This is a genomic window from Pseudomonas sp. AC229 (assembly GCF_979254655.1).
Genome location: NZ_CEEDHK010000003.1, coordinates 54,785 through 77,050, shown reverse-complemented (window position 1 = coordinate 77,050; position 22,266 = coordinate 54,785). Strand labels below are relative to the sequence as shown.

The 22,266-nt window shown below is 61.8% G+C and carries 22 protein-coding genes; 9 read left to right on the top strand and 13 right to left on the bottom strand.

The window, feature by feature from the left end:
* Window positions 1–225: 225 nt before the first annotated feature.
* The 3 genes from AC0IW7_RS05215 to dinG form a co-directional block, all read right to left on the bottom strand.
* Entirely contained in the window at window positions 226–1,374 is a 1,149-nt protein-coding gene (locus AC0IW7_RS05215; protein ID WP_471816232.1) for a serine hydrolase domain-containing protein, read from the bottom strand.
* A gap of 99 nt (window positions 1,375–1,473) precedes the next feature.
* A complete protein-coding gene (locus tag AC0IW7_RS05210) occupies window positions 1,474–3,990 on the bottom strand; it encodes a beta-agarase (RefSeq protein ID WP_471816230.1) in 2,517 nt (838 codons plus the stop codon).
* Between the two features lie 59 nt (window positions 3,991–4,049).
* Window positions 4,050–6,194 (bottom strand): ATP-dependent DNA helicase DinG, encoded by a 2,145-nt coding sequence (dinG, locus tag AC0IW7_RS05205; RefSeq protein WP_122496763.1) that lies wholly within the window; start codon window positions 6,192–6,194, stop codon window positions 4,050–4,052.
* A gap of 101 nt (window positions 6,195–6,295) precedes the next feature.
* Between dinG and AC0IW7_RS05200 the strand changes: the two genes are divergently transcribed.
* Window positions 6,296–6,760, top strand: a complete 465-nt coding sequence (locus tag AC0IW7_RS05200; RefSeq protein ID WP_463551809.1) for a DUF2269 family protein — start codon at window positions 6,296–6,298, stop codon at window positions 6,758–6,760.
* 84 nt (window positions 6,761–6,844) lie between these two features.
* On the opposite strand, the gene AC0IW7_RS05195 is transcribed toward AC0IW7_RS05200, so the two are convergent.
* The 4 genes from AC0IW7_RS05195 to AC0IW7_RS05180 form a co-directional block, all read right to left on the bottom strand.
* On the bottom strand, window positions 6,845–7,624 hold the full coding sequence (locus AC0IW7_RS05195; RefSeq protein ID WP_471816228.1) for a collagen-like protein: 780 nt from the start codon (window positions 7,622–7,624) through the stop codon (window positions 6,845–6,847).
* Window positions 7,617–7,955, bottom strand: coding sequence for a DUF1145 domain-containing protein (locus tag AC0IW7_RS05190; protein WP_471816226.1), 339 nt, complete (start codon window positions 7,953–7,955; stop codon window positions 7,617–7,619). Before AC0IW7_RS05190 ends, AC0IW7_RS05195 begins: the two co-directional genes overlap by 8 nt.
* 142 nt (window positions 7,956–8,097) lie before the next feature.
* Complete coding sequence (locus tag AC0IW7_RS05185; protein WP_463541611.1) at window positions 8,098–8,760, bottom strand: OmpA family protein; 663 nt, start codon at window positions 8,758–8,760, stop codon at window positions 8,098–8,100.
* A 184-nt stretch (window positions 8,761–8,944) separates the two neighbouring features.
* The gene (locus AC0IW7_RS05180; protein ID WP_471816224.1) at window positions 8,945–9,643 is read right to left on the bottom strand and encodes a PA1041 family peptidoglycan-binding anchor lipoprotein; all 699 of its coding nucleotides are present in this window, start codon (window positions 9,641–9,643) and stop codon (window positions 8,945–8,947) included.
* Window positions 9,644–9,774: 131 nt separating this feature from the next.
* On the opposite strand from AC0IW7_RS05180, the gene AC0IW7_RS05175 reads away from it, so the two are divergent.
* Window positions 9,775–10,272, top strand: a complete 498-nt coding sequence (locus tag AC0IW7_RS05175) for a DUF6231 family protein (RefSeq protein ID WP_471816223.1) — start codon at window positions 9,775–9,777, stop codon at window positions 10,270–10,272.
* A gap of 5 nt (window positions 10,273–10,277) precedes the next feature.
* Window positions 10,278–10,772: a YchJ family protein gene (locus AC0IW7_RS05170; RefSeq protein ID WP_471816221.1), complete on the top strand. Its 495-nt coding sequence runs from the start codon at window positions 10,278–10,280 to the stop codon at window positions 10,770–10,772.
* A 91-nt stretch (window positions 10,773–10,863) separates the two neighbouring features.
* Here AC0IW7_RS05170 and AC0IW7_RS05165 read toward each other — a convergent pair whose 3' ends face one another.
* Entirely contained in the window at window positions 10,864–11,436 is a 573-nt protein-coding gene (locus AC0IW7_RS05165) for a hypothetical protein (RefSeq protein ID WP_471816219.1), read from the bottom strand.
* A gap of 144 nt (window positions 11,437–11,580) precedes the next feature.
* On the opposite strand from AC0IW7_RS05165, the gene AC0IW7_RS05160 reads away from it, so the two are divergent.
* The 4 genes from AC0IW7_RS05160 to AC0IW7_RS05145 all read left to right on the top strand — a co-directional run bounded on the left by AC0IW7_RS05160 (window position 11,581) and on the right by AC0IW7_RS05145 (window position 15,847).
* Window positions 11,581–12,075: an LEA type 2 family protein gene (locus tag AC0IW7_RS05160; protein ID WP_122496747.1), complete on the top strand. Its 495-nt coding sequence runs from the start codon at window positions 11,581–11,583 to the stop codon at window positions 12,073–12,075.
* A gap of 7 nt (window positions 12,076–12,082) precedes the next feature.
* Window positions 12,083–12,289, top strand: coding sequence for an SEC-C metal-binding domain-containing protein (locus AC0IW7_RS05155; protein WP_471816217.1), 207 nt, complete (start codon window positions 12,083–12,085; stop codon window positions 12,287–12,289).
* A 285-nt stretch (window positions 12,290–12,574) separates the two neighbouring features.
* Window positions 12,575–13,222: a glutathione binding-like protein gene (locus tag AC0IW7_RS05150; protein WP_471816215.1), complete on the top strand. Its 648-nt coding sequence runs from the start codon at window positions 12,575–12,577 to the stop codon at window positions 13,220–13,222.
* Between the two features lie 96 nt (window positions 13,223–13,318).
* Entirely contained in the window at window positions 13,319–15,847 is a 2,529-nt protein-coding gene (locus AC0IW7_RS05145) for a penicillin acylase family protein (RefSeq protein WP_471816213.1), read from the top strand.
* 375 nt (window positions 15,848–16,222) lie between these two features.
* Here AC0IW7_RS05145 and AC0IW7_RS05140 read toward each other — a convergent pair whose 3' ends face one another.
* Together AC0IW7_RS05140 and speE are read right to left on the bottom strand one after the other, a co-directional pair.
* Window positions 16,223–18,319 (bottom strand): LTA synthase family protein, encoded by a 2,097-nt coding sequence (locus AC0IW7_RS05140; protein WP_471816211.1) that lies wholly within the window; start codon window positions 18,317–18,319, stop codon window positions 16,223–16,225.
* Window positions 18,320–18,539: 220 nt separating this feature from the next.
* A complete protein-coding gene (gene speE, locus AC0IW7_RS05135; protein WP_463551801.1) occupies window positions 18,540–19,400 on the bottom strand; it encodes a polyamine aminopropyltransferase in 861 nt (286 codons plus the stop codon).
* A gap of 195 nt (window positions 19,401–19,595) precedes the next feature.
* Between speE and AC0IW7_RS05130 the strand changes: the two genes are divergently transcribed.
* Together AC0IW7_RS05130 and AC0IW7_RS05125 are read left to right on the top strand one after the other, a co-directional pair.
* Window positions 19,596–20,486, top strand: a complete 891-nt coding sequence (locus AC0IW7_RS05130; protein WP_471816209.1) for a DNA-3-methyladenine glycosylase family protein — start codon at window positions 19,596–19,598, stop codon at window positions 20,484–20,486.
* A gap of 3 nt (window positions 20,487–20,489) precedes the next feature.
* Window positions 20,490–20,963, top strand: coding sequence for a methylated-DNA--[protein]-cysteine S-methyltransferase (locus AC0IW7_RS05125; RefSeq protein WP_463382184.1), 474 nt, complete (start codon window positions 20,490–20,492; stop codon window positions 20,961–20,963).
* 11 nt (window positions 20,964–20,974) lie between these two features.
* Here the strand turns inward: AC0IW7_RS05125 and AC0IW7_RS05120 are convergent, their stop codons facing one another.
* The 3 genes from AC0IW7_RS05120 to mtnC form a co-directional block, all read right to left on the bottom strand.
* A complete protein-coding gene (locus AC0IW7_RS05120; protein WP_122451337.1) occupies window positions 20,975–21,166 on the bottom strand; it encodes a PLDc N-terminal domain-containing protein in 192 nt (63 codons plus the stop codon).
* A gap of 90 nt (window positions 21,167–21,256) precedes the next feature.
* Window positions 21,257–21,478 carry a hypothetical protein gene (locus tag AC0IW7_RS05115; protein ID WP_471816207.1) on the bottom strand — a complete coding sequence of 74 codons (222 nt, stop codon included), beginning with the start codon at window positions 21,476–21,478 and terminating at the stop codon, window positions 21,257–21,259.
* Window positions 21,479–21,558: 80 nt separating this feature from the next.
* The gene (gene mtnC, locus AC0IW7_RS05110) at window positions 21,559–22,242 is read right to left on the bottom strand and encodes an acireductone synthase (protein ID WP_471816205.1); all 684 of its coding nucleotides are present in this window, start codon (window positions 22,240–22,242) and stop codon (window positions 21,559–21,561) included.
* Window positions 22,243–22,266: the final 24 nt, after the last annotated feature.

Here is a 22,266-nt window from a genome sequence, read left to right as displayed (position 1 = left end):
CCTCAAAAAACACAAAAAAATAAACTCAAGAACCGCACAGCCCACGCTTTCTGCTTTGGAGAGCGCTATGGCCGGACTGGCTCGCGTAGCTGGCTGTTTCTAGCGGACAGCCATGGCAACGGTGCAGCGGCAAAGGTGATCACAATTGACGAGCCCACTCCTCCCTGACAGGGCACGCCCCCACTGTAAGCAGCTTCGTTTAACAGCCTGTGCAACGGGGTAAAACTACAAGCACTCACCCAGCGTGCGCGCCAACTTCTGCGCCCGTGGGTCCATCAAGACGTAAGGCCCGAGGGAATTGGTGACGAAGCCGAAAGCAACCTTACACGCAGGATCGGCAAAGCCGATAGAACCTCCCGCGCCGGGATGACCAAAGGCACGTGGGCCCAGGCCGTAGGTGGCGTTCGGCACATCCGGTTGGTCGAGCATGCAGCCCAGGCCGAAGCGCGTTTGCGTGAGCAGGGTTTTGTCCTCGCCCACGCTGTGTTCGCGGGTCAGTTCGGCGAGCAATTCGCTGTCGAGCAAGCGGCCATCGAGCAAACCGCTGTAGAAGCCGGCCAGGCTGCGGGCGTTGCCGTGACCGTTGGCGGCCGGCTGTTGCATGCGGCGCCATTCCGGCTTGTTGGTGCTGGTCATGATCGACGGTGGATTGGCAAACGCGCGCGTGGTCATGGACGCCGGCTCGCTCATCATGGTTTTCAGCAAGCGCTGCGCCGAGGCGTCGCCAACGTTGCCCTTGGCGCGGGAAATTTCCGCAACGCGGTAGAACTCCTCATCGGCCAGGCCGACGTGGAAGTCCAGGCCAAGCGGCTTGGCGATGCGGGCGACAATCGAGTCCCCCGGCCCTTTTCCTTCCACCCGACGCAACAGTTCGCCCACCAGCCAACCGTAGGTAATGGCGGCGTAGCCGTGGCCTTCGCCCGGCGTCCACCAGGGCGCTTCAGCGGCCAGGGCAGCGGTCATGGTGTCCCATTCATACAGCGCTTGCGCAGGCAGCATCTCGCGCACCGCCGGCAAGCCGGCGCGGTGGCTGAGCAGTTGGCGCAAGGTGATGTGTTCTTTGCCGGCGGCAGCAAACTCAGGCCACACCGTGGCCACGGGGGCGTCGAGCGAAAGCTTGCCCTCGCCCACTAGCTGCAGCGCGGCAACGGCGGTAAAGGTTTTGGTGCAGGAAAACAGGTTGGCGATGGTGTCGGTGTTCCAGGCTTGCTCGCCGGCTTTGTCGGCGGTACCGCACCAGATGTCGATCACGGTTTCGCCGTCGATCTGAATACACAGGGCGCCACCGCGCTCCTGCGGGTCGGTGAACAGCGCCGCGAAGGCGTCTTTCACCTGTTCAAACTTGATATCGAAATAGCCTTGAACTTGCTGCACGTTCAACTCCTCAGGCAGACGCAACGGGAAAGGCGTTCGCACCGCTCAGTGTGCAAACGCCCGCCCATGCAGGAAACCATCCGAAAATCGGGCTATGCCTCAGCCTTGACCAGCAGCGCCAGCCGGGCTGGCTTTGCCGTCCTCCGCCTTGCCGTTGCCCACGCCTTTACCGTCGCTGGCTTTGGCGCCGCCCTCAGGTTTGGCGGGAACCGGCGCGGCGGGTTCGGCTGGCGCGGCCACGGCTACCGGTTTCAGCACGCCCTTGAGCGCTTCGATGTTGGCTTTGCGAACAGCTTTAACGAAGCCCTCAAACGGCCGGTCGGTGATTGCCACCAGACCGAAGTGGCCGTTTTCGCCGTCCAGCAGGCGGCCGGTAACCGGTTGGTCGAGGTATTGGAACAGGTGGGTGCCGACAATCATCGGTTCCTTCACGGCTTCCTCAACGAAATGGGCGTAGGCCGGGCCGCGCTGCTCTTCGTTGTACACCTCGCTGACGCCACCCCAGAACGGGCCACGGTCGCGCGAACCGAAGTGGAACTCGGTGACCAGAATCGGTTTATCCAAGGCTTTGAGCGCGGCGAAGTCGTACCCGTGCTGCGGCACCTGGGTGTAGAAGTTGAAGCTCAGCACGTCGCAATACTGCGCGCACGCGGCGACGGCTTCCGGGTTGCTGGCGGCGAAACGACCGCCCAGCAGCAGGTGGTTCGGCGCATGCCAGTTCAAGGCATCGTCGATGGTCTTGAAGTAGGTGTCGGCGAACAGGCGCTGGAACTGCTGCATGTCCTGCTCGATCGCCGGGTGCTCCGGATTCGGACGTGGCGCCTGGAAACCTGGGTCTTCCATCAATTCCCACGCCGGCAGTTCGATACCCCACGCTTTCGAGAGGCCGTCCTGGTTGCGGTACTTGTCGCGCAGCATTTTCAGGAACGCGCGCTTGGCCGGCACGTCGGTGGTCAGGTTCAGGGTGCCGTAGGCCAGGGCGTAGCGGGCGTTCGGGTCGTTGGCCGGGCCGGCCCAGGCCAGTTCGTTGTCGGCAAAGAAACCGATTAGCCACGGATCATCACGATGGTCACGGGTGGCGATGGCCACCGCGCGCTCGGCCGCCATGGCGAAGCGTGGGTCGAACGGGTCAGGCATGCCGCCCCACCAATCCACGCCGGTGCTGATGGTTTTGTAATCGCCGCTGATCGACAGCGGCAAGGTGTACGGCATGCGCTTGGCAGCCGCCAGCGATGGATCGCTCCAGTTGCCGACGGTGTTGAAGCCCCACGCTTGCAGGCGGTCCAGGGTGTTCTGGGTCCAGCGCGCGGTGTCGAAGCTTTTGGTCACGCATATTTCTTCGGCCACCGCAGGCGCTGCGGGCGGCGCAACCACCGGCGGAGCCACTGGCGCTACGGCGGCGGTTTCGGCGGTATTGGTGGTATTCGCCGCGTTCGCTTCAACGTCGGCAGGCACTTCGCTTTCTTCGTCGTTCACCACTTGCGCGGTGCTCTTGTCGGCAAGCTCGGCGCATTTCTGCTGCGGCCAGGTACGTTGCAGGTTGGCGCGGTAGAAATCGAACCAACGGCCCTGGTCGAAATTGCGACCTTTGGCGGCGCCGGTGTCAGCACGGCTGCTGCTGCCGCCGTAGTAAGCGGCCAGCGGATCGCCCTCTTTGGGCAGGTCGGTGAACATGCTTTCGCGACCTTCGACATACGTCGCGCTGTTGCCGGCGCTGACGGTATTCACGCCGAGCGAATAGAACGGGTGGCCTTCGGGCGTGACCATAAACCAGCGGCCATCGCGTTTTTCCGTGCGGAAGAAGCCCGACGCTTCAAAGGTCGGCCCGCCGAGCAAGCCGCCGTACTGGTCGGTTTCGCCGCGTTTTTCCAGCCAGCTTTTCAGCTGCGCGGTTTCTTTGGCCGCCGCGGCTTTGAGCTGCTCGTCACTGCCGACTTTTTCCGGCCACTGGCCACGGGTGTATTGGCCATAGGCGTCGACGATGCCGGTGTACAACTGCTTGGCGGTTTCGTCGCCTTCGCGTACGCCGAAGCGGCCGAGCAGAATGCTTTGCGGCACGTCCGGACGGCTCATATAAATGCCCACGGCGGTGACCTTGCTCAGGTCCAGATCACCTTCAACGGTGTCGGCCAGAATCACCCGCTGGCCGTCCACGGTCCACGGCATCGCTGGCGCAGCCCGCATGCCTTGGCTACGCGGCGAGGTGGCGTGCAACGGAATCAACAGGTTCTGCGCCGGGCCGGCTGGCAGGGCAACGCGGCTGGTGAGCACCTTGCCGTCGCTGCTTTCCATGCGGATGTCGAGGGTCAGCGCCCAATCCATGGCGTTCTGAATCCGCAGGGTCATGACATTGGCTTCGGACCAATCCCACACGCCGCTTTGCGGAGTCAGGCGCAGATTGGGGTTGTCGGCGGGATTGAACGTCACCCGCCGCATCGGCTCGCTTTCGGCCGCCAGTTCAGCGGTCAGCGAGGGCAAGTTGGCGTTCTGGGTCTGCACCTGCACCACATCGGCGGGGCTGACGAAATTGAATAGCGTCTGTTGCTCGGCGGCCAGCGCCAGCGGGGGCGCGGTAACCATCAAGGCGAAAATACCGGGCAGTGAACGGCGGATCATGTGACGGGCTCTCCTGAACAACCAGCCAATAGACAGCGGACTTTAGAATTGATGCTGTCTTATGAAATTTCTCGGCGAAACGGTGGCAAGGCGTTAAGAATCGCCTTGCCATAGCGTTGAGTTACAACGCGTCGATCCAAAAGCGTAATAGTGCCGCGATCCGCCTCGGTGCGCAGTAGACGACCGCACGCTTGCACCAAACGCAGTGAAGCATCGGGCACGGCAATTTCCATAAACGGGTTACCGCCGCGGGCTTCGATCCACTCGGCGAGTGCGGCTTCCACCGGGTCATCGGGCACGGCGAAGGGAATTTTGGCGATCACCACGTGCTCGCAATAGGCCCCGGGCAAGTCGACTCCTTCAGCAAAACTGGCCAGCCCGAACAACACGCTGGCTTCGCCGTCGTCGACACGCGCTTTGTGCTTGTTCAGGGTTTCTTGCTTGGACAGGTTGCCCTGAATGAACACGCGCTTGCGCCAGTCGCGGTCCAGGCCGTCGAACACGTCCTGCATCTGTTTGCGTGACGAGAACAGCACCAGCGTGCCGCGCGACCCTTCGACCAAGCCCGGCAGCTCGCGGATGATCGCCGCCGTGTGGGCAGCGGCATCGCGCGGATCGGCCTTCAAATCGGGCACGCGCAACACACCGGCATCGGCGTGCTGGAACGGGCTCGGCACCACCGCCGTCACCGCCGCTTTCGGCAGGCCGGCACGCATACGAAAACGGTCGAAGGTGCCCAGCGCCGTCAGCGTCGCGGAAGTCACCAGCGCGCCGTAAGCGACGTTCCACAAATTGCGCCGCAGGGTTTCAGCGGCCAGGATCGGGCTGGCGTTTACTTCGATGTCGAACATCGCGCCGCCTTCGGCCAGGGTCAGCCAACGCGCCATGGGCGGGCTGTTCTCCGGGTCTTCGGCGGTAAAGGCCAGCCACAATTCCCAGTTGCCCTGGGCGCGGGCCAGCAGGCTGCCAAACAGCGGATACCACTCTTCGGCCTGATGACTGGCGATGCCGATGGACGCTTCGCCGTCCATGGACTTTTTCAGCAACTCGGTGAGGCCGGTAAACAGGTCGGTCAGGCGCGAGAAGCCTTTCTTCAGCTCCACGCCCATCTCAGTCAAATGCTCCGGCACCACGCCGCCTTCAAAGCGGTGACGCGGACGCTCGCGGCCTTCCATGTCTTCGCCGGCCTTGAAGTCGGCCAATTGTTCGCAGGCGTTGAACATGAATTGCTGCTGGGTGCGAATCTCGCGGGCCAGAATCGGCACCTGCTCGATCAGGCGACCGAGGTCACCCGGCAGCGGGTTTTGCGCCAGCAGCTTGGTCAGATTCTTCGCCGTCAGCTCCAGCCAATCTGCCGTGGAACGCAGACGGGTGTAATGGGCGAAGTGGCCGATGGCTTTGTCGGGCAGGTGATGGCCTTCGTCGAAGACGTACAGCGTGTCGCGAGGATCAGGCAGCACGGCGCCGCCGCCGAGGGCCAGGTCGGCCAGGACCATGTCGTGGTTGGTGACGATAACGTCGACTTTGCCCATGCCCTCGCGAGCCTTGTAGAAGGCGCACGTCTGAAAGTTCGGACAATGGCGATTCGTGCATTGGCTGTGATCGGTGGTCAGGCGCGCCCAGTCGGCGTCTTCCAATGCCTCGGACCAGCTGTCGCGATCGCCGTCCCATTTGTTGCCGGCGAGCTTTTCGACCATTTGCGTGTAGAGCTTCTGGTTGCCCTGGTCGACCTCGATCTTGAAGCCTTCTTCGGCAAACAACGCGGCGGTGGCGTTTTGCGACTCGCCTTCCTGCATCAGGATGTCGAGCTTGGACAGACACAGGTAGCGGCCCCGGCCCTTGGCCAAGGCAAAGGTGAAACTGAGGCCGCTGTTGCGCATCACCTCGGGCAGATCTTTGAACACGATCTGCTCTTGCAAGGCAACGGTCGCGGTGGCGATGACCAGGCGTTTGCCGGCGGCTTTGGCCAGGGGAATGGTGGCCAGGCTGTAGGCCACAGTTTTACCCGTACCGGTGCCCGCCTCGACCGCCACCACGGCGGCGTCGCTGCTGCGCCGGCCTTCGTCGTCAACCTTGATGGTGCCTAATACCTTGGCGATCTCGGCGATCATCAAACGCTGGCCGTAGCGAGGCTTGAGCCCTTTGGCTTCGAGAAAGCGGGAGTAGGCGCCCTGGATCTGGGACTTGATTTCAGTACTGAGCAATGGCGGGTTCTGCGAGATAAGCGAGCTGGATAAATTTTCAGTGGTCAAACTGGCGGGCTATGATAGCGCGCGTTTTGCCAACCGCCGACCGGAGATTGTGAATGACTGTTTATGCCCTGCTCTACGCCCTGCATGTTCTGGCTGCCGTTGTTTGGGTAGGCGGCATGTTCTTCGCCTGGATGGTGCTGCGCCCGGCCGCCGTCAGCGCACTGGAAGCTCCGGCGCGGCTGCGCTTGTGGAGCGCGGTGTTTCCCCGTTTCTTTCTATTCGTCTGGCTGTGCGTGTTGCTATTACCGATCAGCGGCGTGGGCATGCTACAGCTGCATTTTGGCGGTTTTGAGACGGCGCCTAAATACGTGCAGGTGATGATGGGCTTGTACCTGGCGATGCTGGCGTTGTTTATCCGCGTGCAGGCGCTGCAGCTTCCGGCGCTCAAGCGCGCGGTGGCCGCTGAAGACTGGCCGGCCGGTGGCGAGGTGCTCGGCAAGATCCGGCGGTTGGTGGGGTTGAACTTGTTGATCGGGATTGTGGTGGTGACGGTGGCGGCTACGCGGGCGAGCTTTTAAAAGCATCGCGGCTAATCGGAATGCCGCCCAGCCGCTTCCAAAGGTTCTAGCGGCTTTAGCCGCGATGGGTTTTCGCGATGGGTTTTACTGGATACGAATCAGACTGAAACTACCCGCTGGCCCATCGCTGCCCGGCTGGCCCGGCTGGCCTGGGCGACCTGGTTCTGCGCCATCGGCGCGATACACCAGGCAGCCTTTCGACGCCCCGCCCTTGCCGCCTTTGCCTGCTTCGCCCGCCGCGCCGCCCAGGCCACCGTCAACCTTCACGGTCACTGCGCTTTCGGCAAAGCTGGCCGGCACTTCCAGGCGCACCTGGCCGCCGGGTGCGCCGGCCAGGCCATCGCCGCCGTTCTGGCCGTCGTAACCGCGCCCGGCCTGGCCCCACATGCAACCGCCCCGCTTGCCGTCGGCGCCTTCCAGGCCTTGATAACCCGGCCTACCGATGCCGCCGCGCACGTCGATGGTCAGCGCACCAATGGTGGCCTGTTCCAGGCGAATGGTCAGGTTGCGGCCTGGCGTGGCGGGTTTTTCAAAACTGCCGCTGGCGCCTCGGCCGCTGATGTGGCTGCCGGTTTCCAGCTCGGCATGTCGCGCTTCCAGGCGAAACGATTCAGCGCTTGGGGCAACCGAGATGTGCGCATCGCGGCCCATGTGCAGGTGGCCAACACGAATTTCGCTAACGGTGGGTGGCACGAACAAGGTGGCCGACTCGGCGATGTCGAGTCGGTCGAGAGCCAAAATGCTGGTGGCGGTCGGCAAACGCAGCAGGGAGTGGGGCGCAACGTTTACTTCCACGTCGGCCTGGGCCAAGGCGCTGAGTAAAACCAGGGGCAGTACGCTGACGGCGAGAAGACGCTTATGCATGTTCCACCTCCGCTTTGCCCGGTTCTTCAATAGCCGGAACAGCCACGGGCTCCGGCTGTTCGAGCGCGGCGGCCGGTTCCGGATGAGCGACGCCGTAGAGGTGAAAGATGCCAAACAGCAGCACCTGGATACGGTGCGAGGTGAGGTTGTCGAGGCCACGCAAGCGATTGCCAAAGATGGCCAGCTCTACTACGTGCGCCAGTAGCACCACGCCGCCGAGCACATTGAGCAAGACGTCCATAGGTTTGTTCAGCGGGCTCACAAGGTTGGCCAGCACCAGCAACCAAAATACCGCCACTGCGGTCTTGCCCACCTGCAAAAACACCTTCATTGCACCGTCCCCTTGTTATTTTTTCTCGTCGCGCACCTTAACCGCATGCGGGCGACTGACACTAGCGTACCGATGAAAAACCGGCGCAAAAAAACGGAGGCACCAGGCCTCCGTTTTTTACTTCTCGGTGCACGCAACGGCCTTAGCGGCTGACGTGCAACTCCACGCGGCGGTTCTGTGCGCGGCCTTCGTCACTTGCGTTATCCGCCACCGGCTGGCTTTCGCCGTAGCCGACAATCGACAGTTTCTGCGCCGGTATACCTTGCGCCGTCAGGAAGTTGGCCACGCTTTGTGCGCGCCGTTCCGACAGGCTTTGGTTGTACGCATCGCTGCCTTTGCTGTCGGTATGGCCGGCCACCTGCACACTCACCAGGTTGGCACCCGTTAGGCGCTTGCTGATTTCCATCAGGGAGTGTTTCGCGCTTTCGCTCAGCTCGGCCGAGTCGAAGGCAAACAGCACGTCACCGGCGTCGCTCAGTACGATGGTTTCGTTCTTGGCGGGCTCGGGGGCTGGTTCTGGTGGCGGTGCCGGGGTTGCCGCGGGGTATTGCGGCAGTGGGCAGCCACTATTGTTTACCGGGGTGTTGGCGGGGGTGTCGGCGCAGACGTCGCGACGGTCATGTACGCCGTCTGAATCGTCGTCTCCATCCAAGGCATAGCAAATCAAACCAAACACGGTGCAAATGGGCCAATTTCCCTGGTTAAGCGGGGCGTCTCCGTTACTTGAAGTCGACGAGCAACCAGACAGAACACTGCTGACCAAGAGAAGAAGGGGTACCGTGACCCGAAAGGATAGGGTTGGCATTTTTTTTAGTCTCCTGAGTCGCCGGCGGGTGCCGGCTCCAGAAGTAAAGACCAGCCCCGCGCAATAGGGTTGGCATTATTTATTGCGCCATTGCCGTTTGGCCTGTTCTGACCTGAACAATGCCTTGGATAAGGTGAACGTCCGCCTACCGTGCCCTGCAGGGCAGGACACGGTAGCGACGGGTTTAGCGGTGAATCTTGATTTCCACGCGACGGTTCAACTGACGGCCCGCGTCGGTTTTGTTGTCCGCTACGGGCATGCTTTCACCGGCGCCTACTACGTCTACGACGTTGTTAGGCGACACGCCATTGGCCACCAGATAATCCGCCACCGATTGCGCGCGGCGCTCGGAAAGTTTCTGGTTGTAGGCATCCGAACCGACACTGTCGGTGTGCCCGCTGACGGTCAGCTTGGCGTTCGGGGCTTCGCTTTTCAGGCGCGTGGCGATGGTGTCGAGTTTGGTTTTGTCGGTGGCGGTGAGCTTGGCCGAGTCGAACTCGAACAGCACATCGCGCACTACGATCACTTCGTCTTCAACCACTACCACTTTCTCAACTACTTCCTCGACGACCGCTGGCGGTGGGCAGCCATTGGCATCCACTCGCGTGTTCGGCGGCGTGCCTGGGCACTTGTCGCGGCTGTCTGGGACGCCGTCGCCGTCTTCATCGCCGTCGCCATGGCTCCAGCAATAACCGGCGGCCAACGCCGCACCACCTAACGCGCCCCAGCCTGCCCAGGACGAACTTTCAATGGCGCCCAACGCGGCTCCACCTACACCACCAACCGCTGCACAGGTTGGCCAATCGGTTTTCTGTAAACCGGCACAGCCGGTCAGCAACGTACTCAACAGAATCAGGGGTACTGCAGTCCGTTTAATGCTCATATGCACAGTCTCCTCATGGGATCGGCGTAAACCGACACTCAGGGAGTAAAGACGGCACTTTTAGAATTCGCCAGCACTAGGCCATATCGCTGCAGCAAGCTAGGCTTGTCGCTCATGTTCGAGGATTTTCGATGACTGAAAGCTTTTCTGCGCGCACCCCGCAACAGGCTGTTGCCGCCCTGCTGGACCGCTACGCGCCAGCCCGTTTGCTGGTAGTCGGTGCCAACGATTTTCCCGCCGTGCAAGCGTTCCAACAGGCCCACCCTGACAGCGTGTGCGCGTTCGCCCCGGCGGGCCCGCTGCCTGCCGAATTGGCCGCGCAACGCTTCGACCTGGCGTTGATTGCCGACTGCCTGGAACACCTGCCCAAACGCACCGGCCTGGAACTGCTGGGCGGCATTCGCAATCTCAATGCCAGTCGCCTGGCCGTTTTGGTCGACCTGCCCGCTTGCGGGTTGCACGACACCGATCTGTTCGCGCTGGCCCTGCAAGCCAGCGAACGCTTCCAGCGCGACGCCCAGATTCTCACCCTGTTCACCTACGACTTGCGTGAGTACAAACAGGTGCCGGACTGGCTCAACGCGAAGTTTTGGGCCAATCCGGAAAATTTTGGAAAGTACTGGTGGTAGCGTTCATGCCTGCTTCGCCAACAACACAAGCCCCCGACACCGCCTGCCCCTGCGGCAGCGGCAATTTGCTCAGTGCCTGCTGCGGCCATTACCACGACGGCACGCCAGCACCGAGCGCCGAAACCCTCATGCGCTCGCGCTACAGCGCCTATGTGCTGGGCCGCATCGACTACCTCAAAAGCACCACCCTGCCCGCCCAACAGGCCGCGCTCGACACCGAAGCCATGCACGTGTGGAGCGCGCAAAGCACCTGGTTGGGCTTGGAAGTGGAAAGTGCCGAAGTGCACGGTGGCAAACCCGAGCACGCCTTTGTCACCTTCACCGCGCGCTGGCACGACGGCGCTGGCGAACATGCGCACCGGGAACGATCAGGGTTCGTGCAGAACGACGGCCGTTGGTACTTCATCGACAGCACGGTGCCGTTGAAGGCGACGCGCAATGATCCGTGTCCGTGTGGCGGTGGCTTGAAGTTCAAGAAGTGTTGCGCGGGTTTTGTTTGAACAGATGCAGGTAACGATCAACCCATCGAGGCTGAAGCCTCTCCCACAGGGGCGACGATTTCATGTGGGAGAGGCTTCAGCCTCGATGCTTTTATTCCTGCAACTTCAAATGCGATATATCTGGCGGCGGCCCGGCCGGGGCGGTTTTCGCCTGGCCCATATCGCTGCCCGCTGGCGCCAGGCTGAATTGGCTGAGGTCTACTTTCGGCGCCACCGGTTCTGGCTTCTGATCTTGTAAATCGACACCGACGGGCGCGATGCCGAAGTCGGGTGCCTCCACGTCGCTGAACGCGGCCATGTATTCGTCACGCGGGGCGACGACTAAAGGTTTCGGCGTGCCCGTGCTGCTGGCGGCGGCGACCGGTGCGGGCGCTGGCGCTGGCGCTGGCGGCTCATAGGGCGGCGGCGGCGCCATTTCCACTTCTTCGATTTCGACGTCCATGTTGCAGACCTCGACCACCGCACCAGCACGCTCGATGGTAGCCCGGTATTTTTCTGCGGCGGCTTCGTCGAGGTTGTTCTTGATCACCAGGCGGCGCCCGGAAAACAGCAAGGCAATGCGCTGGGCATCGGCCTGGAACAGCTTGGCCATATTGGCTTTCACCAGGTCCAACTGGGCGCCTGGCACCAGTTGTCCAGAGAAAGCAATCTCGTAGCGGCTCATCGTCACACTCCTTTCCGAGGCGGCCTGTCCGAGGCGGGTCCGCGTTTCACACGCGATCAAGTATGGCGTAGATTTTTTTATATAAACAACACGTTGCCCGGAACCTGCGGCTTGCGACACACTCGGGCAACTAGGGAGTTCGCCATGCGGCAGCGCGCCATCCGCAGCACACACATCGCCATCATTTTTTTGCTTAGCCTGGCTTCGGGCTTGGGCGGCTGCTCGTGGTTCGCCGGCGACCTGCAAGACCCCACGGTACAGCTGCAAAAAGTCGATGTGATCAAAGCCAAACTGGTTGAGCAGGAATTTCTGCTGCACTTGCGCCTCGACAATCCCAACGACCGCGACCTGCCCATTCGTGGCATGACCTTCAGCCTGTACCTCAACGACATCAAACTGGCCGACGGCGAGTCTGACGTGTGGGCCACCGTGCCGGCCAACGGCCACCGGCGCATCAAGATTCCGCTGCGCACCAACCTCTGGCGCAACCTCAAGCCCATCGCAAAAATGCTGGAAAAACACGACCAGCCGATCCGCTACCGCTTCTACGGCGTGGCCGAAACCGGCGTGTTGTTCGGCGCGAGCGTGCACCTGGAACGAAATGGCGAGATAATTCCCGGCGATTTTATTCCGGAGTAAGCCTGCAATGAGCCAAGAACCTCACGTCCACGGTCCTGACTGCAACCACGATCATGATCACGACCATCATCACCACGACCACGGCCACGTGCATGGCCCGGACTGCAACCATGGGCACCAGGAGCCGGTGCGCAATGCGTTGAAGGATGTGGGTCGTAATGATCCGTGCCCGTGCGGGAGCACGAAAAAATTCAAAAAGTGCCACGGGGTGTAAGTAACCGATCGGCTGCGCGTCGGCCTGGCTGCGTTAAAAAAACGTTTTAAATGCTCATGGGCTCCAGCCCACTGCGCTTCAAAACGTTTTTTTGCCTTGCCAGACCTAGCTCGCTCGATCTTGAGCTTCGGTCCCTGTTGAAGATCAAGGGCAGGGGAAATGATTTTGTAGGAGCGGCTTCAGCCGCGATCCCCTGCAAACGCAAAACACAGCCGCTGCGCTGTGTGCTGAACCTTCCCCGCTTCCCTTCAGTCAGTTAACTACACGTCTTAACGGAGCTTTCCGATGATCGATCTGTATTACTGGACCACGCCCAACGGCCACAAGATTTCGCTGTTTTTGGAAGAGGCCGGGCTGCCTTATAAGGTGCATCCGATCAACATCGGGAAGAACGAGCAGTTCGCGCCGGACTTTTTGAAAATTTCCCCCAACAACCGCATTCCCGCCATCGTCGATGACGAACCCGCTGACGGCGGTGAGCCGCTGTCGGTTTTTGAGTCGGGGGCGATTTTGTTGTACCTGGCCGAGAAAACCGGCGCGTTTATTCCCGCCGATTTGCGCGGGCGTCAGGAGTGCCTGCAGTGGGTGTTCTGGCAAATGGGCGGCCTGGGGCCGATGGCTGGGCAAAATCATCACTTCAATATGTTCGCGCCGGAAAAAATCCCCTACGCGATGAAACGCTATGTGGATGAAACCGCGCGGCTGTATGGCGTGCTGAACAAGCAGTTGGAAGGCCGTACCTTTATTTGCGGCGACGCGTACACCATTGCCGACATGATCAGCTACCCGTGGATCGTGCCCCATGAGCGCCAGCAGCAGAACCTCGACGACTTCCCCAATCTGCAACGCTGGTTCAACGCCATCAAGGCGCGGCCGGCAACCGTGCGGGCCTATGCCCTGGCCGAACGCATCAACCCGCAGCCGAAAAAATAACGCCCGCCCAACGCCCGTGGTCGCTTGCGCGGCGGCGGGCGCCTCACTAACGTAGCGCCTGCCGTTTTTTATTGATTCTTGCAGGAGCTTCACACCATGGCGTCGCCATTCTTCACGCGTCTCACAGCTGCCGCCGCCCTGGTGGGCGCCGTGAGTCTCAGCGGGTGTCAGAGTTGGCTCGACAGCCACTACGCCGACAGCCTGCCGCCCACCACCGGCATCCAGCCGGTTAAAGGGTTGGCGCAAAGCGTGTCGATCCGGCGCAACGCCATGGGCATGCCGCTGATTGAAACCACCACCTTCCACGACGCCCTCTTCGCCCTCGGCTATGTGCACGCCGGGGATCGTCTGAGCCAGATGGTGGGCATGCGGCTGATGGCCGAAGGACGTTTGTCGGAAATGGTCGGACCGGGCGCGCTGGAAATCGACCGCTTCATGCGCGCGGTGAACCTCAAGCAAAGCGCGGAGGTGCTGTACAAAAACGCCTCGCCGCGCATGAAGAAGTTCTTCGAGGTCTACGCCCGCGGCGTCAACGCGTACCTGTACCGCTACCAGAACAAACTGCCAATGGACTTGGCCGAGTCCGGGGTGAAACCGGCGTATTGGAAGCCGGAAGATTCGGCGCTGATTTTCTGCCTGATGAACTTCGGCTTGTCGGTAAACCTGCAGGAAGAAATCGCCTCCCTGGCGCTGGCGCAGAAAGTCGGCAGCGACAAGCTCGCCTGGCTGACGCCCACCTACCCCGACGAACCGCTGCCGTTCGAGGAAGCCGACAAGCTCAAGGGCTTGGTGCTCAGCGGGCAGATTCAGGGCTTGGGCGCGCTCGGCAAGGTAACCGAACAAATTGCCGGGCTGGATATGCTCGGCGTTGCCGCGTCCAACAACTGGGCCATCGCGCCGCAGCGCAGCCGAGGCGGCAAGAGCCTGTTGGCCAATGACACCCACCTGCCGATTTCCATGCCCTCGGCGTGGAACTACGTGCAAATCCGCTCGCCGAAATTCCAGGCCGCTGGCGTCTCGATTGCCGGTGTACCCGCCGTGGTCGCTGGCTTCAACGGCAAGCTGGCGTGGGGCATGACCATGGTCATGGGCGACAACCAGGACCTGTTCCTGGAGAAGATCAAACGCCAGGGCAGCCAGGTGCTGTACGAGGCCGACGGCAAGTGGGTGGCCGCCAAGGTGCGCCAGGAAACCTTCTTTATCAAAGGCCAGCGCCCGGTGCGCGAAGCCATTTATGAAACCCGCCACGGCCCGCTGCTCAACAGCGTGCTAGGCGAGCGCAAACATATGTTGCAGCCACTGCAAATCAGCAGCGGTTACGGCCTGGCGCTGCAAAGCGCATCGCTTGATGGCGACAAAACCCTGGATGCGTTCTTCAACCTGTCGCGCGCGCAGTCGGTGGACCAAGCCTTCGACGCCACGCGTGAGATTCGCGCCATCCCGCTGAACTTGGTGTTTGCCGACGCGCAGCATATTGGCTGGCAAGTCACCGGCCGTTACCCCAACCGCCGTGCCGGTGTGGGCCTGCTGCCCTCGCCTGGCTGGAATGGTCAGTACGACTGGGACGGGTATGCCGACCCGATGCTGCACCCCTACGATCAGGACCCCGCGCAAGGCTGGCTGGGCACCGCCAACCAACGCACCATTCCCCGTGGCTACGGCATGCAGTTGTCCAATTCCTGGTACTACCCGGAACGTGGCGAGCGCATCGCCCAGTTGGCCGGCAGCGGCAAGCACGACGCGAAAAGCATGATCGCCATGCAGTACGACCAAACCTCGCCGTTCGTGGCCAAGCTGCAAGGCATGTTCGAAGCGCCGGGCATGGCCCAGCCACTGAAAAAAGCCATCGACGCCCTGCCCGCTGCCGACCGCGCCAAAGCCCGTGAAGCCTATAGTCGCCTGATGGCGTTCGACGGCAACTTGCGCGCGACCTCGGCGGACGCAGCGCTGTACGAAGCGTTCCTGCAAGAAAGCATGCGCCAGACTTTTCTCGACGAGCTCGGCCCGGACACGAACGCTGCCTGGAAGGCGCTGGTCGATACCACCGACCTCTCCTACTCCGCCCCCGCCGACCATTTGCTCGGCCGCGAAGACAGCCCGTTCTGGGACGACGTGAAGACGCCGCAAAAAGAAGACAAACCCACCATCCTCGCGCGCAGCTTGGCGGCGGCCGTCACCCTGTGTGAAAGCAAACTGGGCGCCGACCGCGCGGCCTGGCAGTGGGGCAAGCTGCACAGCTACACCTTCGCCACCGACTCCACGCAAATGGCCAAGTACATGAGCGGCAGCGACGCCACCGGGGTGAATGCCATCAAGGGTTATCTGGACCGTGGTCCGTACGCGGCTGGCGGCGACCACACCACCCTGAACGCGGCGGCGTACCACTGGGGCAAAGACTTCGATACCTGGCTGATTCCGGCCATGCGCATCGTCGTCGACTTCTCCCAGCCGGAGCCGATGATGGGCCTTAACAGCACCGGGCAATCGGGCAATCCCGCCAGCCCGCACTATGCCGATGGCATCGACGCGTGGCTGAAGGGCCGCTACATGACCTTCCCGTTCCAGTCGCAGAATCTGGACAAGGTGTACGGCACCAAACGGCTGATGCTTACGCCGGGCAAGTGAAGAACTTTCGTCGGGGCTGGCGGAACTATTCGTACAGCCGCTGACTCAGAGAAAGTGGACTTACTCCATAGATCTTTTTAGGGCACCTTCGGGTGCCCTTTCTTTTGGTTGGTAGAACGTGAAAACAGGTTTGAAGCCCACGCACGGTTGAACTTTGCCGGGTGGCGTTGTTCAGACCTTATGCATCGTTTGATTCTCCGGGCGCCATTTAAGGCGCCTATTTTTTTGCCTAGGATTTGGTGATTTGCCTGGCGCGACCAGGTATTGCATCGCGCAAAAAACATCGCGGCTGAAGCCGCTCCCACAGGACGGTTGAGTTCTGTGGGAGCGGCTTTAGCCGCGATTGGGCCTGGCCTGGGGATTAACTACTTGCGATCAATCCGGGTCTTTGTCCGGCATCCCGTCCACGACCCCGGCGGTGTTGTCCAGCAGGCTCTTGGTGGCGGTTTGCAGGAAGGCTTCCAGCTGCTTTTTCAGCTCAGGATCGATGTCGCCCGGCACGCGGGTGGCGCTGGCTTTGGCGCCGAGCTGGTAGTCGTACAGGCGCGGCTCGAAGCCTTTGGGTTGGATCAGGATGCGCTCGGGCGTGACGATAGCCACGGTCTGCTCGCCGCCCGAGGGTTTGATCACGCCGATGCCGTGGTCGCCTTCGGGCAGGGTCAGCAGGTCGCGGCCCCAGCATTGGTGACGAACCTGACCACCGAGGCGACCCATGATGGTCGGCACGATGTCGATCTGGGTGCCAACGGTGTGGCGCAGCGGACCGAATTTTTCCTGAATGCCTGGGCCGATCAGCAGCAGCGGCACGTTGAAGCGGAACAGGTCCATCTCGGTCAGTTGTTCGTCGCTGCCGAAACCGTGGTCGCCAACAATCACAAACAGGGTGTCTTTGAAGTACGGCGCCTTGCGCGCTTTTTCGAAGAACTGGCCCAACGCCCAATCCGAATAACGCATGGCGGTCAGGTGCTCGTCCGAGCTGCTGCCCGTGTTCACCCGTTCAACCGGCAAGTTGGCCGGCAACGCGTACGGCGTGTGGTTGGACAGGGTTTGCAGCAGCGCATAGAACGGCTTCTGGCCAAAATTGGTGGCCAGCTCTTTGGCGCCGCGGTCGAACATGTCCTGGTCGGACACGCCCCAGGTCGGGTCCATAAACACCGGGTCGACGAAGTCTTCGCGGCCGATGAAGTTGGTCATGCCCTGGTTGCTGAAGAATCCGGACTGGTTGTCCCACTGGAAGTTGCCGTTGTAGACGTACAGGTTGTCGAAGTCGCGGGCATCGAGCAGTTGCGGCAAACCGGAGAATTTGTGGTTGCCCTCGGGCATGCGCATCAAATACTCGAAGCTTGGCAGGTTGGGGAAGCACGCCATGGTGGCGAACATGCCCTGGTGCGTGTGGGTACCGTTGGAGAAGAAGCGGTCAAACAACACGCCCTCTTTGGCCAGCTTGTCGAATTCCGGCGTGATGTTCAGTGGGCTGCCCAAGGCGCCAACGAAGTGGCCGGCAAAGCTTTCCATCAGAATCACCACCACGTTTTTCACACCCGGCAAGGTGCCATCGGCCGGCGGCGTGAAGTCACGACGGATCGCGGCCTTGTCGGCATCGACCAATACGTCGTGGGGCGTAAGGATCATTTTGCGCACGATTTCCTGCGCATCGCCGTCCGCCATGGTGGATTTCCAGGCGTTCTGACGATGAGACGAGAAACTGGCCGAGGCCGCAGACACCAAGGTCAAGGTGCCGTTGAGGCCCAGTTGGTTGGCGAACATCGACTCGGTGGTATAGGCGTCGCCCCAGCGCAGCGGCGGGCCTTGCTTCAAGGTGCCACGGGCGGCCAGTACGGCGAGCACCAGGCACAACACGAACGCCACACCGCGCAGCGGCCACGAGGTGCGGCTTTGCGCCGTGCCAACCGCCAAAGTGGAGGTGCCACGGGGACGGCTCAGCAGGTCCAGGCCCTTGAACAGCTTCCACAACAGCCAGGTCGCCACGGCCCACGCCAGCAGATAGCGGCCAACCGGGAAACCGTTCCAGAGCATGCTCAGTACGGTTTTCGGGTCTTCCTGGAAGTATTGGAATACCAGGCTGTTCAGGCGCTGGTGAAACTCGCGGTAGAAGTCCAGCTCTGTCAGGCCGAGGAACAGCGTGACGCTGGCGAAGAACGTCAGCCACACGCGCATCCAGCCTCGACGGGCCATGGCGGCCGGAATCAGGATCGCGATCAGCAACGGCGCACAGGCGTAAACAATCACCCGCAGGTCAAAGCGCATGCCGTTGAAAAAGGCTTCGGCGAAGGTCGCCACGGTGTCCTGACCGATCAGCTCGCGGTTGTATATCAGCAGCGCCACGCGCAGCAGCGTGTACATCACCAACAGCGCAAAGGCGCTGGAAAAGGTGAAAAGCAAATGGCTTTTCAGCGTAAAGGGGCCGCGCGTAGAAACGGAAGAACTGCTCAGAGCGTCCGATCGTGCCATGTGTCCGAAACTCACTGGTTAGACGTGCATGAAAAAAAGGGTGACGAAGAATACTCCGCCGCCCCACCAGAAGCGAAGCCGCGAATATTCAGCGAGTGAATGTGAAAATTTCGTTTAGAAACGGCCTGATGAGGTCCTGTAGGAGCGGCTTTAGCCGCGATGCTTTTTGGCCATTAACCGCATCGCGGCTAACGCCGCTCCTACAGGGTTCAGCGCAAGATCAGGCGTTATCGGCCTTGCCGATGGCTTCCAGCACGTATTGCGGCAGGGCGAAGGCGCCCAGGTGCACGTCGGGGTTGTAATAGCGGGTCACAATTGCACTGGCGGCGAAGCGCTGGCGCAGGGTGTCCAGCGGCAGGTCGCGCAGGCCCGGTTGCGTTGCGCCCCAGGCGAAGGTCATGGCGCCGCCAATATAGGTGGGCACGGCCGCTGTGTAGAAATGCCAGTCGGCGAACAGGCCGTTCATGCGCCCGGCCGTGTTTTGCACGCCATCGAGCTGCATAAAGGGCGTGCCGTTCTGGGTCACCAGAATGCCGCCCTCGTTCAGGCAGCGGCGGCAGGCTTGGTAGAAGTTTTCCGAGAACAGCACTTCGCCCGGGCCGATCGGGTCGGTGGAGTCGGAAATGATCACGTCGAATTTTTCCGTGGTGGTGGCAACGAAGCGCATGCCGTCATCGATCACCAGGTTCAAGCGTGGATCGTCATAGGCGCCATTGGAGTGGCGAGGCAAAAACTCTTTGCACATGTCCACCACCGTGCCGTCGATCTCGACCATGGTGATGTGCTCGACGCTGCGGTGTTTGCTCACTTCGCGCAGCATGCCGCCGTCGCCCCCGCCAATGATCAGCACCCGGCGCGCGGCGCCGTGGGCCAGGATCGGCACATGGGTGAGCATCTCGTGGTAGATGAATTCGTCGGCTTCGGTGGTCTGAATCACGCCGTCCAGGGCCATGACCCGGCCCATGCGCGGGTTCTCGAAAATCACCAGATGCTGATGCTCGGTGCGCACTTCGTGCAGCAGTTTGTCCATGCGAAAACGTTGGCCGTAGCCTTCGTAGAGGGTTTCCTGATAGTCGCTCATGGCGTTGCTCCTCTGCGCCGCGCCTTGAACGGGCGCGGAAAAAATCGGGGCTGGAGCGCGTCGGCTCCAGGCAAGCGGCGCATTCTACGTGGCCGGCCATGACAGGTCGAACCTCTCTCGCAGCCGCCCCGGCAGCGAATTCAACAGCAAGAACGGGAGAGACAGGCGCGCCGCCAAGTCGCTATCGTAATCGCCATGAACACAGCAACCGCTCCCCTGCTCCTGCCTTATGTGCCACCGTGGAATTGGCAGCAGTTCCACGCCTACTTTGCCCTGCGCTGCCTGCCGGATATGGAGCGGGTGAGCGCCGATGGTTACATGCGCACCGTTCGGGTCGGCGATGTTTGCGGCTGGTTTGCGCTGCGCCATGTGCCAGAACACGGCGCGCTTGAGCTGACCGTGAGCCCATCCGCCGCGTCCTTAACGCCCCTGCTCAGCGCGCGGGTGCAGCGCATGTTCGATCTGGACACGGACACAACGCTGATCGCCCACCACCTGAGCCAGGATGCCCAACTGGCAGCGTTGGTCGCGCGCTACCCGGGGCTGCGCATTCCCACCGCGTTCGATCCGTTCGAGCAAGCGGTGCGCGCCATTGTCGGCCAGCAGGTGACGGTAAAAGCAGCGGTGACCATCGTCGGCCGTCTGGTCAAACGCCTGGGCGACGAGCTGACCGACGCGCCAGCAGACGGCCCGAACCGCCTGTTCCCCACGCCACAGGCCATCGCCGAGGCGGACCTGGCGGGCATCGGCATGCCCGGCAAGCGGGTCGCCACGTTGCAGGGTTTCGCCCGCGCGGTGTGTGATGGCCGCCTGGCGCTGCATGCCGATGACGGCGTCGACGATTTGATCGAACGCCTGCGCGCCCTGCCCGGCATCGGCCCATGGACGGCGCAGTACATCGCCTTGCGGGCCTTTGGCGTAGCGGATGCCTTTCCCGCCAGCGACCTGGGGCTGCTCAAAGCCAAACTCTGGGGCAGCGCCGGCATCACCGCGCCCGCCCTCACCGCCCAGGCCGAAGCCTGGCGACCGTGGCGCGCCTACGCCGCCATGTACCTGTGGCAAAGCTACGCCGAACCGGAGGAATGACCGATGCACTACCGCTACCACGACAGCCCCATCGGTCCGCTGCTAATTGCCGGCGATGAGCAAGGCTTGCGCTTGTTGCACATGGACGGCGCGCAGCCGTGGGAACTGAATGAAAACTGGCAGGCCGCTGATGCGGAACTGGATGAGGTGTGTCGGCAGTTGGACGACTATTTCGCCGGTCGACGTCAGCAATTCCAGCTGCGCGTGGCGCCGCTGGGCACGCCGTTTCAGCAGGAAGTATGGACGGCGTTGCAGGCGATTCCGTTCGGGCGCACCTGCAGTTATGCCGATCTGGCGCAGCGCATCGAACGCCCGTCAGCCGTGCGTGCGGTGGGCGCCGCCAATGGCGCCAACCCGATTGCCGTGGTCATTCCCTGCCACCGTGTGATCGGCAGCAATGGCACCCTCACCGGTTATGCCGGTGGCCTGGAGCGCAAACAGTTGCTGTTGCAACTGGAGGGTGCCTGGCTGCTGTAGCGCATGCAGCGTCAGATGCGCACGTTGCCGCGCGGCCCGGCGATCGCCCAAATAATCAGGCCCAGCACCGGCAGCAGCACGATCAACAGCACCCACAGCACTTTCATGCCGGTCTCGGCGCCGCTTTTCAGCACGTTAATGATTGCCCAGATATCCAGCGCGAGAATGATCAGGCCGATCAGGCCGTTAAAACCAGAACCCATGGTGATACTCCTTAGTGGGATTGCTCTTCTAGGATAGTCGGCCGCAGGTTAGGTTCAGGATTTGTGCCATCACTGTGATTGCGCTCGCGCTTAGGGCCGGCGCGCCACCGCGGCGCGCGGCCCCATGACATACCAATTGAAAAAACCGAGCAGTGGAAACAGCACCAGCAGGCTGATCCACAGCACTTTCAGTTGCCGGGCCAACGGGCTTTTCACCACGTTGTAGCCGGCCCAGACGTGCAGCGCGACCAGCAACGCCAGGGCGGCGAAAAACCAGTAGCGGTAGGCGTAGTAATCGAAGTCCAGAAACATGGCGTTTCCCGTCGCGACAGGTGTTCTCTAAAGAGCCTGGCGAGGGCGACGAGGTTCCGCCTTTGTCGCGGCGGCGCCGGTTAGTAGGCGTTGAGGTCGATCAGCGCGAAGCTGGCCAGCGTCTGATGCCCGCGCAATTCGCCGCCTTCACGCGCCAGGCCGCAGGTTTGCAAACCGGCCGCCTGGGCCGCGTCCAGCTCTTCAACGATGTCAGACAGAAACAGCACTTCATGCGCTGGCACGCCAATGCTGGCGACGATGGTGCGGTAGGACTGCGCCTCGCGCTTGGGCCCCGAGGTGGTGTCGAAGTAGCCGGAAAACAGCGGCGACAAATCGCCCGCGACCGAACAGCCGAAAATCAACTGCTGCGCCTGAATCGAGCCGGATGAGTACACGTACAGCGCGTAGCCCTCCTCTTTCCAGCGCTTCAAGGCTTCAACCGCATCGGGATACACATGACCTTTGAGCAGGCCGGCTTTGTAGCCTTCGGCCCAGACCATGCCTTGCAGCGCCTTGAGCGGCGTGGCCTTGCGGTCTTCGGCGATCCACTGCAAAAGAATGTCGATCACGCGCACCACATCGGCCTGCGGCTCGCCGCTTTGCTCGCGCACCGCGTTTAGTTGCTCGGCCACTTGCGGTTGCTGGGCGTTGAGTAAAACGAACTCCGGCAAGTGCTCGGCGGCGAAGGGGAACAGCACATCAAAGACAAAACTCACCGCGCTGGTGGTGCCTTCGATGTCGGTGAGGATGGCTTTGATGGGCATGGGATGGGGGTCCTTTCGAATTCG